Source organism: Moritella sp. 5 (assembly GCF_018219455.1).
Classification (GTDB): Bacteria; Pseudomonadota; Gammaproteobacteria; order Enterobacterales; family Moritellaceae; genus Moritella.
In genome coordinates, this window is the sequence record NZ_CP056122.1 from 4,461,655 (window position 1) to 4,479,316 (window position 17,662).

Consider the following 17,662-nt stretch of genomic DNA (forward strand, 5'->3'; position numbering starts at 1 on the left):
TTGCTACATTCAAATATTAAATAGTTCGCGATAAATCAAAAAGCCCAGATTATCTAAGTCATGAAAAATGGCGATATGATTATTTGGGCTTTCTGTTACATAAGTAACCACCCGCACTAACGCCTGTCGTTGGGTAGAATACATCCCCGCAATCACCCGATATTTGATCGAATTCTTCGCTTGTGACACCCCCATACTATCGATATGCGCAACAGCAATATATTCCGGCACCGCGGATAGTTGATAGGCATGCTTTAACCATAGACTCAAATAATATAGTTCATTATCAAGTGTTCTGAATTTACTTCTAGTTTCACCATTATTAAGCGCTGAGTAATACGCATCGGTATAACTAAAGCCGTCACTCTTGGTAACAACGCGGTACATAGCATGACTCATTTTCCAGGATATATCTGCATAGCCCTTCGCTTTTAAGCGTGCTGTAAGCTGTGGAGTCTCCATTGCTTGTTGACCAAATGCCGTTTTAAACGACTCATAAAAAATCGTTTCTTTATCTGACCTTGAGCCCGATAATCCGTGTATGTCTGTTGGCAATACAATCAATTTAGCATCATTCTCAATGGCTGGAAGATCACTATTAATAAATAATCGCGGTGTTGAACAAGACGTGACAAATAAAACAAAACTAACTGTCAAAAATGACTTAATGAAACAATGAGTAGATAACATAACCGTCCTTAAACAATCTTTGTTTTCAGAGGGTTATCAAGATACTAGAAAAAAATAAAGAGGATGACTGATTTTAATAAAATAAGACTAAAGGTTGATTAAAGTGTTAATAACTAAGACTAGGGAATAGCTTAATTATTAACAACTCAATAAGGTCATTTAGCAGTACTTTATAACCTAAACAAGGCTTCAACAGAGAGTCCTTGCTGTGCTAATAACTCCCGTAAACGTCGTAATGCTTCCACTTGAATTTGACGAACGCGTTCACGGGTTAAGCCAATTTCACGACCAACATCCTCAAGTGTCGAGGCATCATAGCCGAGTAAGCCAAAACGTCTGGCCAATACTTCGCGTTGTTTCGGGTTTAGCTCTTCAAGCCAACGCACAATGCTAAACTTAATATCGTCGTTCTGCGTGCAGCGCTCAGGACCATCACCTTTTTCATCCGAAATAATATCCAATAACGCTTTCTCTGAATCGCCCCCTATAGGCGTATCCACAGAGCTAATACGCTCATTTAAACGCAGCATTTTACTGACATCGGCAACTGGCTTATCTAACTTTTCCGCAATGTCCTCGGCTGTCGGTTCATGATCTAACTCATGAGCAAGTTCACGTGCTGCACGAAGATAAACATTAAGTTCTTTAACTACATGAATAGGTAAACGTATAGTGCGGGTTTGGTTCATGATGGCCCGTTCAATCGTTTGCCGGATCCACCATGTTGCATAAGTAGAGAAACGAAAGCCCCGTTCGGGATCGAATTTTTCGACCGCGCGGATCAATCCAAGATTACCCTCCTCAATTAAATCAAGTAAAGCTAAACCACGGTTATTATAACGCCTCGCAATCTTAACAACTAAACGCAGATTACTCTCAATCATACGCTTTCGTGAACTGGCATCACCGCGTAGCGCTCGGCGGGCATAAAAAACTTCTTCTTCTGCGGTCAATAACGGTGAAAAACCAATTTCCCCAAGATAAAGCTGTGTTGCATCTAAGCTTTTCGCATCGTTAGGGATAAGGTGCTCATCGTTAAATATATCCATCCCTGGCTTTGCTTTTTTATCGTTTTCAGATACATCATGATCTTTAACGTCTAACTTATCTGCATCAGTTATCTTGCTCATTAGGTATAGGCTCCTGACTGAAGTAAATAGCCTATTAAGATTAGCCTAATAAACAACTTTCGGTCGGGCTTAACGTTTGGGTAAGTAACGTATCGGATTAACGGGTTTACCACGATAACGAATTTCGAAATACAGCTCAGCGCCCGAATTAGGTCCAGAGTTCCCCATACTCGCAATCTTCTGTCCCGCTTTAACCCATTGCTGCTCTTTAACTAATAACTTTTTATTATAGGCATAAGCACTTAGATAATCATCGTTGTGTTTAATGATAATAAGGTTGCCATAACCACGCAGACCATTACCAGAATAAACCACTCGACCGGATTCAGAAGCCAGTACGTTACGCCCTAATGAACCACCGATGTTAATCCCTTGCTGTCCCGACTTGCTGCTGGAGTAAGTGCTAATTAACTTACCTGATGCAGGCCATGCCCATGACAATTTATTATTACGAACGACCGGTTTCGAGACTTTGACAACAACTGGTTTTGCTTTCACTGGCGCTTTAACTTTTACCGGAGGAGTTACTTTAGCCGTAACAGTTTTTGTCGGCACCGGTTTAACTAATGGCCTAGTGGGCGCTTTAACACTCGTTTTAGTCGTGCCTGATGTCGTTGTTTTAGTTTTAGTTTTAGTTTTAGCCACAGTCACTGGTTTTGGCTTTCTATAAGATTGAGCCGGAATTTTTCCTTTCAGCTTAAGTAGCTGCCCAGGATAAATTTGAAATGATTTAGGGATCTTATTTAATGCCGCAAGATGCTTGAAATCTTGATTACTACGCCATGCAATTGCATATAAGGTATCCCCTTTTTTAACGCGATACGTCGACGTACTAATACTTGATTTCAACTCTGTTTTATAACCCTGAACACTCGTGACGGGTGCAGGGCTATGATTAGCAGTAGAACAACCAACTAACTGAACTAAAAAAAAGACAACAGCGATACGAAGCCATAAATGGTATCGGCGTATATTGCATAAAGGCCTGCTGCTGATGGTCACCGCTTAATCCTCCCTAATCTCATGATTTAAATGCCATACTCCTCAAGCCTAGCAAAAACACCGTCACGCTAAATCGCCGATAATTAATGGCACAAATCGAACATGTTCAATGTTTTGACTGGTATAAGTATCACCATTACGAGTGATCACTTGCAACACCTGAGATTCGACACCTAATGGTAAAATTAGTTGCCCGCCATCAACTAGTTGCGTCAGTAATGCTTGTGGTACAGAAGCGGGGGCAGCAGTCACGATAATAGCATCGAAAGGGCCTTTGCTCTGCCAACCTTGCCAACCATCACCATATTTCATCATCACGTTATGCAAATCGAGATTCTTTAACCGACGCTTCGCTTGCCATTGTAACGCTTGGATCCGTTCCACCGAATAAACCAGTGGAAATACCTGCGCTAAAATAGCCGTTTGATAACCTGAACCCGTGCCGATTTCCAATACTTTTTTTGGCTTAGTTTGCAATAACAGTTCCGTCATTCGTGCAACAATATAAGGCTGAGATATCGTTTGCCCAGCCCCAATAGGTAAAGCCTGATTTCCCCATGCCTGTGACGCTAGCGCTTCTTCAACAAAATAGTTTCGAGGTGTATTTTGCATTGCAGCTAACACGCTAGGTTCTCGAATTCCTTGTTCTTCAAGCAGCGCTTTTATACGCTGCCCTGCTACTCCTGTATTACCCAATTCAATCATACGGTTCCTGATGTTGGCGCTTGGTCAAAATCACGAATAACGACTTTATCTTCAATCAATTCACGTACAATACTCGTCGCAAAACAACCCGATGGCAGATAGAAACTGACTGTTAGGCTATCTTCAGCTAACTGGTAGCTAAAATTTTGAGGACGTAATATTAACGCTTTACGCTCTTGACGTAGGCCCGCAGCACTTAAACCTTCAAGCAATTCTGGGTATTGCGTAATGATGCTGCTTTCAAATGCTAGCGCTTCGTTCGTCGCGCTGCTGTTACCTTTACCAACGAGTGGTGCCGATAGTTGTAGCGCGCCTTGGGCAACACGTTCAATAATGTCGTCGGTTAAGGTTTCTTCCGCAAAAAATGAATTAGACCCCTGTAAAATGTAGCAATCACCTGACATTGCAGTTTGCCATTTATCCTGTTTAATTCGTTCACTGACAACGTGATTGAATATCAAACTACGTGCAGCTGAAATATAAAAACTTCGTTTATTACGATCTTTTACTTTTTCACCCGCAAACATCGCTTGTGCGCGCACAATATTATTACCGTTTTGACCAAATCGCTGTTCACCGAAATAGTTTGGCACGCCAGTGGTTTTAATTTTCTCTAAACGCTCGGCTAATCCATCGGTACTGCTTAGGTCCGTTAATTTTAATGTAAATTGATTACCTTTTAATGCACCAGTACGTAACTTCTTGTTATGACGAACAATTTTTAATATTTTAATTTGCGCTGTTTCAATCACAGAAAAATCGGGAGTTTCTTTACCCGCCATGTGAATACCAAACCATTGTTCTGTAATAGCATGGCGGTCTTTAAGCCCTGCATAACTCACATCCTTGCCTGAAACACCGGCTGCTTTGGCTAATGCACGGGCAACATATTGGGTATTTTCACCTATTTTACGGATGGAAATAAAGATGTGTTCACCTTCACCCGTTAATTCAAAACCAAGGTCTTCAATAACCACAAAATCGGCAGCTTCCTGCTTAATAAAACCAGTTACGTTAGGTTTGCCATATAAATATTCAAATTCAGGAAGCATTGATGTCTCCGCATTAGGATTAGTTTGCATTAATTTATGTTCACTTATTATGTATTTTTCATTAACAGAACGACAGCTTCGCATGCCACGCCTTCTTTACGACCAGTGAATCCGAGTTTTTCAGTGGTCGTTGCTTTCACATTCACCGCTGACAATTCGGTTTCAAGATCCGTGCTTAATACTGCACGCATTGCTTGAATATGTGGGGCAATTTTAGGTGCTTGAGCAATAATAGTGACATCTAAATTACCAATGCGATAACCCAGTTCTTTGACTTTACTAAACACATCGCGTAATAGAATACGGCTATCGATATTTTCGAATTCCACCGACGTATCAGGGAAATGATGGCCAATATCACCAAGCGCTAAAGCGCCAAGTAGCGCATCGCAAATCGCATGTAACGCCACATCACCATCTGAGTGAGCCAGAAAACCTTGTTCATAAGGGATCGCGACACCGTTAATCATAACAGGGCCAGCATTACCAAATTTATGAACATCAAAACCATGACCAATTCTAAACATTAAATATTTTCCCTATTTATTATTCACTGACTGTTGTAGATACAGTGTTGCTAACGGCATGTCTTCTGGACGTGTAATTTTAATATTATCCGCGCGACCAACGACCATTTTGGGCATTAAACCGAATAGTTCAATGGCTGAAGCCTCATCGGTAATATTCGCATTACCCGCTAATCCCGCAGTTAACGCATCGGTTAATAATTTAACGGGAAACATTTGTGGTGTTAACGCATGCCATAATAAATCACGCTCGACCGTCGCAATAATACTACCATTAGCATCAGTACGTTTCATTGTATCGCGAACCTGACACCCTAGAATAGCACCATGTTCAGATGCCAGAGCGCCAGCAATCAAACTGTCCACATCTGCATGAGTAAGACAGGGCCGTGCGGCATCATGTACCAGAACCCAATTATACGACTGACAAGCATGTAATCCCGCGAGTACCGAGTCTGCACGCTCTTTACCGCCATTAACACGGATAATAGCCGGATCTTTGGCGATAGCAATATCAGTAAACCAGCCATCTTCCGGACCGAGGGCCACAACGACTTGCGCAATACGAGGGTGACTTAACAACGCAGTTAACGTGTGTTCAATCACTGTTTTATCTTGCAACATCAAATATTGCTTGGGTATACTCGCGCCCATTCTGGCGCCGACGCCAGCGGCTGGGACAACCGCAATAAATTGTTCAGTCATCTAGCTAACCTAGTTATCATCACTAATAATACGGTAGAAGGTCTCACCTTCTTTAATCATGCCAAGTTCATTACGGGTACGCTCTTCTATCGCATCATACCCATTGCGTAAATCTAATATTTCATTTTTTAACGCGGTATTACGATCAATTAAAACTTGATTATTCGTTTGCTGGACGATGACTTCACGTTCGATACGAGTGTAATCCATCACCCCGTTATTACCAGCAATAAAATGATAGATCAGCAAGCTGAGAATTGAGATTAATAAAAAATAAAGAAGGCGCATGACAATCATCCCGTAAATGAATCAGTTATTGTCACATATAATGCAGAATTTGGTTAGCGTATACATAAAAAAAACCCGCTCAAAGGCGGGTTTTTTAATCTATTCAGAATTAATAGTTAAGCAAATTAAGCTTGACCTTTAACCTCTTTAAGACCGTGGAAAGGAGCAGCATCACCTAGCGCTTCTTCGATACGGATTAATTGGTTGTACTTAGCAACACGATCAGAACGGCTCATAGAACCCGTTTTGATTTGGCCTGCACATGTACCAACAGCAAGGTCAGCAATTGTTGCATCTTCAGTTTCACCAGAACGGTGAGAGATTACAGCTGTAAAGCCTGCGTCTTTCGCCATTTTGATTGCAGCTAACGTTTCAGTTAGTGTGCCAATTTGGTTGAATTTGATTAAGATTGAGTTAGTAATACCTTCTTCAATACCACGTGTCAAAATCTTAGTATTAGTCACGAATAAATCATCACCAACTAATTGGATCTTGTCACCCAGTAGTTCAGTCTGGTGTTTGAAACCAGCCCAATCTGATTCATCTAGACCATCTTCAATCGATACGATTGGGTATTGATCAACAAGACCAGCAAGATAGTGGTTAAACTCTTCAGCAGTAAATTTCTTACCTTCGCCTTTAAGATCGTAGATACCTTCTTCTTTGTTATAAAACTCAGAAGCAGCACAATCCATAGCAAGTGTAACGTCTTTACCCATTTCATAACCGGCAGCTTTAACAGCTTCTTCAATTGCAGCTAGTGCAGCAGCATTTGATTCTAGGTCAGGGGCGAAACCACCTTCATCACCAACTGCAGTGCTTAGGCCTTTAGACTTAAGTACTTTAGCTAGACTATGGAATACTTCAGCACCGATACGTAGTGCTTCTTTAAGAGTTTTAGCGCCAACAGGTTGGATCATGAACTCTTGAATGTCTACGTTGTTATCAGCGTGCTCGCCACCGTTGATGATGTTCATCATTGGTAGAGGCATAGAGTATTGACCAGGAGTACCGTTTAACTCAGCAATGTGAGCGTAAAGTGGTAAACCTTTTGCAGATGCAGCCGCTTTAGCGTTAGCTAGAGAAACAGCAAGGATAGCATTAGCACCGAAGTTAGCTTTGTTTTCAGTACCGTCTAAGTCGATCATCACTTGGTCGATTGCAGCTTGATCAGTTGCATCTTTACCAATGAGTGCTTCAGCGATTGGACCATTGATTGCTGCAACAGCTTTAAGAACACCTTTACCTAAAAAGCGAGTTTTGTCGCCGTCACGTAATTCAAGTGCTTCACGAGAACCAGTTGATGCACCAGATGGAGCAGGTGCCATACCGATGAAACCACCTTCTAGGTGAACTTCAGCTTCTACAGTAGGGTTACCACGTGAATCAATGATTTCGCGACCAATAATTTTAACGATCTTAGACATTTTTACTTCCTTAACTATTAAAAATTTAAGTATGCCGCGTTACCGCGGCACTAATATTAAAATCTCTGATTAGCTAGTTGATGATTTTTTATTCTCACCAGCAGCATTAATGAATCCTTCAAATAATGCGTGACCATCTCGTGGTGTTGACGTGAATTCCGGGTGGAATTGCGCAGCAACAAACCAAGGATGATTCGGATTCTCAACAATCTCTACTAATTTCTTATCTGCAGATAAACCTGTTACTTTTAGGCCTGCTTTTTCGATTTTAGGAAGAAGGTTGTTGTTAACTTCATAACGGTGACGATGACGTTCTTTAATCGTCGCACTACCGTACATTTCTCTTACTTTACTACCCGCTTTCAGATGGCATAGTTGTGCACCTAAACGCATAGTACCACCCAGATCTGATGAGCCAGTACGTTCTTCAACGTTACCTGATTCATCAATCCATTCTGTAATTAGACCAACTACAGGGAACTTAGTTTCTGGGTTAAATTCTGTTGAATGTGCACCTTCTAGACCTGCAACATTACGGGCGAACTCGATTAATGCTACTTGCATACCTAAACAGATCCCAAAGTAAGGAACCTTGTTTTCACGTGCAAATTTCGCTGCAAGAATTTTACCTTCAACGCCACGTTCACCGAAACCACCTGGTACCAAGATACCATCAACAGTTTTAAGTATGTCAGTGCCTTTCGCTTCAAGGTCTTGTGAATCAATATATTTGATTTTCACGCTGAAACGGTTTTTCAAACCACCATGTTTAAGTGCTTCATTTACTGATTTGTAAGCATCTGGTAGTTCGATGTATTTACCAACCATACCGATAACAAGTTCATCAGTTGGGTTAGCTTCTTCGAAAATTACCTGTTCCCACTCAGCTAGATCGGCTTCTGGTGCTGTTAAACCGAAACGGTTAACAATTAGCTCGTCTAGACCTTGTGATTTTAATAGCGCAGGAATTTTGTAAATACTGTCTACATCTTTCAGTGAGATAACGGCTTTTTCTTCTACGTTACAGAATAACGAGATTTTAGCACGTTCGTTCGCTGGTACATTACGATCAGAACGACAAATTAGGATGTCAGGCTGAATACCAATTGAACGTAGCTCTTTCACTGAGTGTTGTGTAGGTTTTGTTTTAACTTCACCAGCAGCACCTAAATAAGGAACTAATGTTAAATGCATAAACATTGTATGGTCACGACCTAGTTGCACGCCCATTTGGCGTAATGCTTCTAGGAAAGGTTGAGATTCGATATCACCTACCGTACCACCCACTTCTACTACTGCAACATCAAAGCCTTCACTGCCCGCGATTACGCGTTCTTTGATCTCATTCGTAATGTGTGGGATAACCTGAATCGTTGCACCTAAGTAATCACCACGGCGCTCTTTAGCAAGCACTGATGAATACACTTTACCTGTTGTAAAGTTATTACGTTTAGTCATGTGAGTACGAATAAAGCGCTCATAGTGACCTAAATCTAGATCTGTCTCAGCACCATCGTCCGTTACGAATACTTCACCATGTTGAATCGGGCTCATTGTGCCCGGATCAATGTTAATGTAAGGGTCTAGTTTCATCATTGTGACGTTTAAGCCACGTGCTTCTAAAATAGCTGCTAATGATGCTGCCGCAATACCTTTACCTAATGAGGATACTACCCCACCAGTAACAAAAACGTACTTAGTTGTCATACATAACCTGAAGTTGTTAGGGATTAAATGTGTATTATTGAATATATACCAGAAGGGACGACATTATAAACAAATCCCCCTCATCCCACAATGTTGACAAGTATAGCATTGTCGTTTTTCGATAACTGTGCGGTAGATCATATGTTGTAATTTTATTTCACTTCCTGCCAAAATGACTCCATTTCCTCTACAGAACAATCACTTAGTATCTTACCATTCTGTAATGCAAGTACTTCAACCTGTCTAAATCTTTTTTCAAACTTTTCATTTGCCTTACGAAGTGCTTGCTCAGGATCGTGTTTTAGGTGGCGTGTGACATTCACTACAGAGAACAATAAATCACCTAATTCTTCTTCTAACTTAGCCTGATCAACAACCGCAGCATCCGCTTCTGCAACAACTTCGTCAACCTCCTCATAAACCTTTGATAATGCTTGCTTATACTCTTCAAAGTCAAAGTTAACATCGGCAGCTCTTTGCTGTATTTTAGCCGCTCTAACCAGTGCAGGAAAAACATTGGGAATATTGTCTAATGCACTGTGTTGAGCCGGTTTTTTATGATTTTCAAAACGCTCTTTCGACTTTTGTTTTTGCCATGCGGCAATAACTTCAGATTCAGACTGTAGTTTTATTTCACCAAAAATATATGGGTGACGTTGGATTAATTTCTCAGCGAGCTGCTGAATAACGTCATCGAAGCTGAACAACGCCTCTTCCTGTCCTAATTGGCTATAATAGAGTACGTGATAAAGCAGATCACCGACTTCACCTTTAAGACCTTTTAGACCTTTTAGATCATGATGTTCAATAGCATCAACCACTTCATAAGCTTCCTCCAAAGTGAATTTAGCTATCGATGCAAAGCTTTGCTGCAGGTTCCAAGGGCATCCTGTATCTGGATTACGTAATTTCTCAACAATATGCCGTAAATCATTAATCGTGTACTTTTCTTTCAAAATAAATCCTATTAATTCAACTTTTATGTGAAATCCCAAGATCCTGACTCATTACTTTATATAGAACCATAACTGAGACTAAATGATTTATCAGTGAGTATATAATGATATTCATTACGTTTGGAGAAGTGTGACTAAATGATCTAGGAAGGGTTTATAACGCACGATGAATCATCTGATGATGATCAACAGTACGTTATGATGCTATTAAGCAGTCCATTTTTTACTTAAATCAACATTATCTAACTGTTCTGGTTGCAGATATTTACTTAAATCAATCTCATCGAGTTGTTCAGTGTTAAGGTATTTTTGCGCATATTTAATATGCGTGCCGCTTTGTAAGAATAATCTAAATAACTCAATATCTAAATGTTGGTCCAAGGCCATCTGGTACATGATATCAACGGCAACACTAACCGGTTTTGCTTTCTTATAAGGACGGTCAGACGCGGTCAGGGCTTCGAAGATATCCGCGATCACTAAGATTCGTTCAGGAATAGAAAGGTCATCAGCAGTCAATTTACGCGGATAACCCGTGCCTTTTAATGTTTCATGGTGAGTTGAAGCATAACGCGGGACACGACTTAATTCTGGTGGAAAGGGGAGATTATCTAACATCTTAATGGTACTGATCATGTGCTCGTTGATTTTATACCTGTCTTCCGCGGTTAACGTGCCGCGGCTAATCGTTAAGTTATAGACTTCTCCTAAGTTATACTGATGCTCTGGAACATCCATCTTAATACCAAACTTAGGGTCAAACTCCACTTTACGATCTCGCTCAACAATATGCGCGGCTTTATTTGAAAGCAATTTTTCAATCACAGGTAAACGGGTATTTAACGATTCTTTTTTCAACAGCTCTTCAACCGAAGACAGTCCTAAACTATCATCGAAATGACGTAACCATGTTTGTTCTGATAAAGCCTTCACACGGGCAACTTTATCATCACTCATAAACTCACCGCCAACATTCGATGCCGCAATAAACGCAAAATCATCGGTCAACTTCTGTTGTTTGGCCTTAAGCGCAGCATCAATCGTACTCTTATGCTCTGGTAATACGATTTGTTGTTTGAGCGCGGTAATTTCAGCATCACGCCATAACACTTCAAACCGTGTTCTAATTTCGTGGATACGGTTATAATTAGCCTCTAATTTAGTGCCCTTATCGACAATATATTCAGGTGTCGTGATCTTGCCACAATCATGCAGCCAAGCCGCAATTCTAAATTCACGTTTCTCATCCGCGTTAGCAAATTTGAAATCTTTAAATAACGCAGAATCACATTGCTCAGTAACCTCTGCTAACATTATGCCAAGCTCTGGCACACGATTACAATGACCAGCCGTGTATTTCGATTTATCATCAATCGCTTGCGCAATAAGCTTAATAAACGCTTCTAAGAATTCTTCTTGTGCTATTTCATATTGCTGTAAGTCTTTTGACATCTCCATCATGGCTTCAGATAATTCCCAGACTTCTTTTATCGGCGTACTTACTAATTTAACATCATCATACTGGCGCTCTTGTACTTTTTTAGTTTCAATTCGTAATTGACGGATTGGCCGTACAATTGGAGCCCCAAACAACCAAGCTACGGGCAACATCAGTAACATGAAAACAATTGTAACTAAAATAGATATTTGTACCTGGCCAGTCACCTTGCTATAAATCACAGCCTTAGGGATAACAACAGCAAAGAACTCTTCTGACTTAGAGTTCACTTTAACAGGACTGATATAGATAAGTTTTTCCTGATCATTAATGACACGTTCAATAATTTGATCGTGATTGCCTTGCAAGTCTATTAGTGATACTAAGTCTTGATAAGGCACCATAATGTTGTCTCGTATGGCTTTATCCCCAAGCCATTTACTCGTGAGTGCAGCCCGTTGGCTATCATTAATATTTTCTATCGCAGCATTAATAATAGGAATAAGGTCATTATTTTCAGACTTAAGTAAAATATAGAATTTTGACGAAAATTCTTTCTCTAAATCGATAATATCATCATGTAACTTGAGGTTTTGGTGAAAATATTGTGATAACCCAGAAATAAGTACAGGTTTAACATCTAGCAATGCATCCGTTTGCCCCTTCGAAACAGACTCAAATGCTACGTATCTATCAGCAAATTCAATCAACTCAATATTAGGAAAATCTTGGCGTAGTTTAGCTGCAATAGGCCAACCCGATAAGATAGCGACTTTACGCCCTGCCAATTCGGCATAATTATGAATATCAGCACTAGTGGTACGCGTCACTAAACCAAAGTTAAAGTCATAAATAGGATCGCTATATACACCCGTATATTCATGGTTCTTATTCTTCTGTAACGAGTGCAATCCGTCTAGAGAGTTATTGTTATACTTGCCGATTAACTCAACCCAAGAAAAGCCATTAATAAACTCAAAATCAATTCCAGTCATTTCCTCAATCAACAACAAGATATCAATAGCATATCCTTGAGGTTGCCCGGATAAAGAAAAATCAAGCGGCGCCCAGTCGTTTTGGTTTGATATCTTAATTTTAGATTTTTTGCTGATAATGCTACGTTGGTACGCTGTTAACGCCAACATGTTGGACTTAGGGATGACAACATTCTTAGCCACTTCACGACTTGAAGAGATAACTTCGCCAGATTTTGTGTATAGATAAGACGCTACGCCACTGGTATCACCTAAATCGAATGAATTACTTGATAGCTTTTCTGCGATTGAAGACAATACAATATCAATACCTAAGATACTATTCTGAATTTGGTTATTTTTTTCTTTAAACTTAAGTGAGTAAGTTTGACCCGTAACTTTTAAATGTTGAAATAAATAGGGCTTGGTTTTAAATACTGAATCTGTGTTTGCAGCCTCATACCAAGGTCTTTCAGTTGGGAAATAGTTACTTTTTGTAGTAACCATTTCTCGTAATAGAAATTCACGATTATAATAATAAGTTTCACGAACTCGATTATTTCTGTCACCCGTTATCTTGATAACGACCCAGCGGTCATCTCGATTGGCAGCAATTTTATCCCGTACAACTGGCGAAGACTCAAGGTTAATTAATTGATAAAAATCATCATTATCAGAGCCAATATAGATACTATAAAATAATGGATGTTCGGTCATAACTTCGGCCAGAATATTGTGAAGATCTGTCTCATTAGATTGAATATCAAACATCTGGTTCATCGCAACCAATAAGCGTGCCGTATTAGAGGCATCACGTTCTAAATTTTGTATATATACTGATAAATCGAAAGATGCCTTAGATAAACTTTGCAACGTGTGTTCCATCGCCATTTTTTTGCTGAAATGGTATTGCAAAGATACCGCAACAAATCCAGTGATAAGTGTTGCAAGCACAAACATGGTACCGACAGTAAAGCGCAGTGAAAACTTCCTTAATTTCATCGCTATTCTTCCTTAAATTCAATGACTTTATACAACTTTAAAGCATGCTTTTCATACGCTACCGCAAATAAACAGAGCACTCTGTCTAATTAGAAAGAGTATTCGATAAAAATAAAGGGAATGCGATGTACATCAAGTAATTAGGTGATAGGAGTTTCTAACGTGTGGATTAAAGTATGTTTTGTGGTGTGAGTTTTATTTGGTAAGAAGGAAATAACATGCAAAATGACAAGAAAAAGACTTGCCTATAATACCTACCCTAATACTTCAGATGTAGACATACCGACAAGTAAAATTATTTCTGAGATAAAAGCCGGTATTGAAATCACAATCCCGGCTTTATAGATCACTACATTACAGATACATATTTTACGTAATCAATTATCTTAAACGCTTCGCGTAAATCACCCCTTTTACCTGACTCATGCGATTGGTCAAATGGCTTAAGGTATCAATATTATACAGCTCGATATTAATTTCTAACGTCGCTGTTTGTAACTTAGGATCAGAACGCGTATTCATACCCACGACATGGATACGATCATTAGCAAAGATAGTCGTTAAGTCACGTAATAAACCACTACGATCCGTTGCATGTACCACCAGAGTAACACGATAACCGCCACTAAAATCGTCGCCCCAAACTGCATCAATAATACGCTCTGGTTGACGATTACTTAAATCAACATACTGTAAACAGCCATGACGGTGGATAGAGATACCACGGCCTTGCGTGATATAACCGACAATGTCATCACCTGGGATCGGCTGACAACAATTCGCAATATGGGTCATCAAATTTCCCATGCCTTCCACCACAATATGATCTTTATTGCGTTTTTTCTTCTGCTGGTTTTGTGATTTTTGTACTTGCTGGTCAACCAACTCTAGCGCAAGCTTATCTTCTTCTTCCGCACTGGGCTGTAATAGCAGCACTTTAATATGGTTAATTACTTGGTTAAGACGCGCATCGCCACTACCAACTTGGGCCAATAAATCTTCTAGCGTATTAGAGTTAAAACGCTCGAAGGCACAGCTCGCATCAGACAGCTGGAGTTTAAGTTTATGCAACTCACCTTCTAGCATGTCTTTACCAGCGGCGACATTCTTATCACGATCAAGACGCTTAAAGTATGTATTAATCTTGGCTCGTGCGCGTGCAGATTTCACATAACCGAGATTCGGTAATAACCAATCACGACTTGGATTGGGATTTTTCTGGGTGATAATTTCAACCTGGTCGCCAGTCTGTAGTTCATACGTGAACGGGACAATACGACCACTGATTTTGGCTCCAATACAGCGATGACCAACCATACTATGTACATAGTAAGCAAAATCAAGCGGCGTTGAACCTTGTGGCATATCAACCACATCACCTTTTGGGGTAAACACATACACACGATCATCAAATACCTGACTGCGTAACTCATCAACTAAGCTACCGCTTTCAGCCATATCATCTTGCCATGCTAATAATTTACGTAACCAAGCAATTTTCTCTTCGTAACTGCCTTTCTTGGTAGTATCAGCACCTTCTTTGTAACGCCAATGCGCAGCAACACCTAACTCTGCGTCATCGTGCATTTGTTTAGTACGGATCTGTACCTCAACCGCTTTATTCTCGTCACCAACCGCGACAACAGTATGAATTGATTGATAACCATTGGCTTTTGGATTTGCCACATAGTCATCAAATTCACTGGGAATAGGACGGAATAAATTATGAATAACACCCAAAGCAGCATAACAATCCTGTAATTCAGCGGCAATCACACGTACTGCTCGCACGTCATAGAGGCCGGTGAAATCCAAGTTTTTCTTCTGCATTTTTTTCCAAATGCTGTAGATATGCTTGGGACGACCGTAAACTTCAACTTTCCCACCAGCAGCTTCAACACCCGTTTTAACTTGCGCTACAAAGCTGTCGATAAACTCTTCACGATCAATACGCCGTTCAAGTAATAGTTTCGCAATTTGTTTATAGGTATCAGGATGCGAATAACGGAATGATAGATCTTCTAATTCCCACTTAAGCTGGCCAATACCTAAACGGTTGGCTAAAGGCGCGTAAATATCTGAAATTTCTTTCGCAGCCAATACGCGTTCTTCTTCAGATTTATTTTTGACCTGACGAAGATGACAAATACGTTCAGCTAATTTGATCACAATCGCGCGTACATCATCCACAATCGCCATTAACATACGGCGTAGATTATCCACCTGACTTTCCGATGGCTTTTGTGATTTTGCTTGTAGCGTACGGATCGCATCCATCTCTACAACGGCGACTAATAAGGGTAGTAGCTTGCAGCCAAACAAGGTGTCAATTTGTTCGTTATCATATAACTTGGCATCAAAAAATGGATACAGCAAAGCGACCTTTAAGGTCTCCATATCCATATCCATGGTCATCAATATTTCAACCATTTCCACCCCGTAAGCAAGTAACGGGAAATGAATTTCAGCTTCATCCTCTAAGGATTCAGCTGCTTCTTTTAATGCTAATTGAGAATATAACTCAAATAATTCATCTTGCTCTGTCGAGGTGAGTGCTAACGAAGACGTCCAGGTCTTCGCATCAAAGTCTTCCGGGTTGGTCAAATGAGAATCACGTACCGCAACCATGTCTTAATTCCTAACAAGATTAAACCAAAAAATACACGCGCTAAACGCGTTCAAATAACGCCATTGACTCAACATGTCCCGTTTGTGGAAACATATCAATCATACCAAGGCGTGTTAATTTATAATGCTTTTCCATCAACAACTTCGAGTCTCGCGCTAATGTTGCTGGATTGCAAGATACATAGACAATTTTATTCACTTTTAGTTTATGTAAATATTGCACTGTTTCTGCCGCCCCCGCTCGAGCAGGATCTAATAATACTTTATCGAACCTATTTTTTGCCCAAGATAGCTTAGAGAAGTCAGCCGATAAGTCCGCTTGATAGAATTCCGCATTATCAACATTGTTCGCCATTGCATTGACTTGTGCCTGACGCACCATTTCATCAACACCTTCCACACCTACGACTGAATGACATAAACGCGCAACTGGTAAACTAAAGTTACCACCACCACAGAACAGATCTAATACTTTGTCTTCAGGGCTTAAATCGAGCCAATCGAGTGCTTGCGCCACCATTTGGTTATTAACCACAGGGTTAACTTGAATAAAATTACCCGGCGTAAAACTTAATTTAAATTCACCATCAGCAAGCTGATACCAAGCGGCTGGCGTATCAGGGGTTAATTGAAGTATCGATTCAGGCTCAGGTTGTAGGTAAATACTTAACTGATGTTCACCAGCAAAGGCTTGCAGTAAAGCTTGATCTTTATCCTTCAAGGGTTTTAAAATTCGGAATAAGCAAATAATGCCAGAATCCACAGCAAACAACTCAATATGGCCTAAATCACGACGTACACTAAGCGTAGCAAGTAATTGGCGTAAAGGTTGAATCAATGCTGACAAGGCGGGTACTAATACCGGACACTGATTAATTGCGACTAGGGATTTACTGTTACGTTCACGAAAGCCAAATACCAATTGCTTGGCTTTACGATCAAACATCACACTTAAACGTGCAGTACGACGATACTGCCAAGGCTGTGATAATATAGGCTCAGCAAATTCAATATCATCATTTTTACTGAAGTTCTGTAATAAACTAAACAATGCCGTTTGTTTATAATCAGCCTGAACATGGCTATCTAATGTTTGTAAACTACAGCCGCCACACGTTGCATAATGCGGGCATGCTGGTTCGATTCGTTGCTCAGATGGCGTTATTACTTTTCTTAAGATCGCTTTTGCGTATTGTTTTTTTTGTTCAATAATATTCACTGATACGCGTTCACCTGGTAATCCACCAGCAACAAATACCGCTTTGCCATCAAGGCGACCTAAACCTAAACCTTGATGATCTAATTTTTCAATAGTGATCTCGACCGCTTTACTCGGAGTTTTATGTACTTTTTTTGCTTTAAAAATTTGCGCCATATTGATATACAACTATTGCCTATGTCATCATTAGGGTATTATTCTAACCTGCTTTC

General features: G+C 40.2%; 14 protein-coding genes. All 14 read right to left on the minus strand.

Annotated features, from left to right (window positions below; translation table 11 throughout):
* Positions 1–9 precede the first annotated feature (9 nt).
* On the minus strand, positions 10–690 hold the full coding sequence (locus tag HWV01_RS19905) for an RNA polymerase subunit sigma (RefSeq protein WP_211673166.1): 681 nt from the start codon (positions 688–690) through the stop codon (positions 10–12).
* Between the two features lie 170 nt (positions 691–860).
* A complete protein-coding gene (rpoS, locus tag HWV01_RS19910) occupies positions 861–1,820 on the minus strand; it encodes an RNA polymerase sigma factor RpoS (protein WP_211673167.1) in 960 nt (319 codons plus the stop codon).
* Positions 1,821–1,889: 69 nt separating this feature from the next.
* On the minus strand, positions 1,890–2,822 hold the full coding sequence (locus HWV01_RS19915) for a peptidoglycan DD-metalloendopeptidase family protein (protein ID WP_249185387.1): 933 nt from the start codon (positions 2,820–2,822) through the stop codon (positions 1,890–1,892).
* Positions 2,823–2,885: 63 nt separating this feature from the next.
* The gene (locus tag HWV01_RS19920) at positions 2,886–3,527 is read right to left on the minus strand and encodes a protein-L-isoaspartate(D-aspartate) O-methyltransferase (protein WP_211673168.1); all 642 of its coding nucleotides are present in this window, start codon (positions 3,525–3,527) and stop codon (positions 2,886–2,888) included.
* A complete protein-coding gene (truD, locus tag HWV01_RS19925; protein WP_249185388.1) occupies positions 3,524–4,609 on the minus strand; it encodes a tRNA pseudouridine(13) synthase TruD in 1,086 nt (361 codons plus the stop codon). The genes HWV01_RS19920 and truD overlap by 4 nt, the downstream gene beginning before the upstream one ends.
* A gap of 17 nt (positions 4,610–4,626) precedes the next feature.
* Positions 4,627–5,106 (minus strand): 2-C-methyl-D-erythritol 2,4-cyclodiphosphate synthase, encoded by a 480-nt coding sequence (gene ispF / locus HWV01_RS19930; RefSeq protein WP_211673169.1) that lies wholly within the window; start codon positions 5,104–5,106, stop codon positions 4,627–4,629.
* Positions 5,107–5,118: 12 nt separating this feature from the next.
* Positions 5,119–5,811 (minus strand): 2-C-methyl-D-erythritol 4-phosphate cytidylyltransferase, encoded by a 693-nt coding sequence (ispD, locus tag HWV01_RS19935; RefSeq protein WP_211673170.1) that lies wholly within the window; start codon positions 5,809–5,811, stop codon positions 5,119–5,121.
* Positions 5,812–5,820: 9 nt separating this feature from the next.
* On the minus strand, positions 5,821–6,099 hold the full coding sequence (gene ftsB, locus HWV01_RS19940; protein WP_211673171.1) for a cell division protein FtsB: 279 nt from the start codon (positions 6,097–6,099) through the stop codon (positions 5,821–5,823).
* A 125-nt stretch (positions 6,100–6,224) separates the two neighbouring features.
* Positions 6,225–7,526 carry a phosphopyruvate hydratase gene (gene eno / locus HWV01_RS19945; RefSeq protein WP_211673172.1) on the minus strand — a complete coding sequence of 434 codons (1,302 nt, stop codon included), beginning with the start codon at positions 7,524–7,526 and terminating at the stop codon, positions 6,225–6,227.
* A gap of 69 nt (positions 7,527–7,595) precedes the next feature.
* Positions 7,596–9,233, minus strand: a complete 1,638-nt coding sequence (locus HWV01_RS19950) for a CTP synthase (protein WP_211673173.1) — start codon at positions 9,231–9,233, stop codon at positions 7,596–7,598.
* 152 nt (positions 9,234–9,385) lie between these two features.
* Complete coding sequence (gene mazG, locus HWV01_RS19955) at positions 9,386–10,189, minus strand: nucleoside triphosphate pyrophosphohydrolase (RefSeq protein ID WP_211673174.1); 804 nt, start codon at positions 10,187–10,189, stop codon at positions 9,386–9,388.
* Positions 10,190–10,396: 207 nt separating this feature from the next.
* The gene (locus tag HWV01_RS19960) at positions 10,397–13,603 is read right to left on the minus strand and encodes an HD domain-containing phosphohydrolase (protein ID WP_211673175.1); all 3,207 of its coding nucleotides are present in this window, start codon (positions 13,601–13,603) and stop codon (positions 10,397–10,399) included.
* A gap of 381 nt (positions 13,604–13,984) precedes the next feature.
* Positions 13,985–16,231, minus strand: a complete 2,247-nt coding sequence (gene relA, locus HWV01_RS19965) for a GTP diphosphokinase (RefSeq protein WP_211673176.1) — start codon at positions 16,229–16,231, stop codon at positions 13,985–13,987.
* A 40-nt stretch (positions 16,232–16,271) separates the two neighbouring features.
* Positions 16,272–17,606, minus strand: a complete 1,335-nt coding sequence (gene rlmD / locus HWV01_RS19970) for a 23S rRNA (uracil(1939)-C(5))-methyltransferase RlmD (protein ID WP_211673177.1) — start codon at positions 17,604–17,606, stop codon at positions 16,272–16,274.
* Positions 17,607–17,662: the final 56 nt, after the last annotated feature.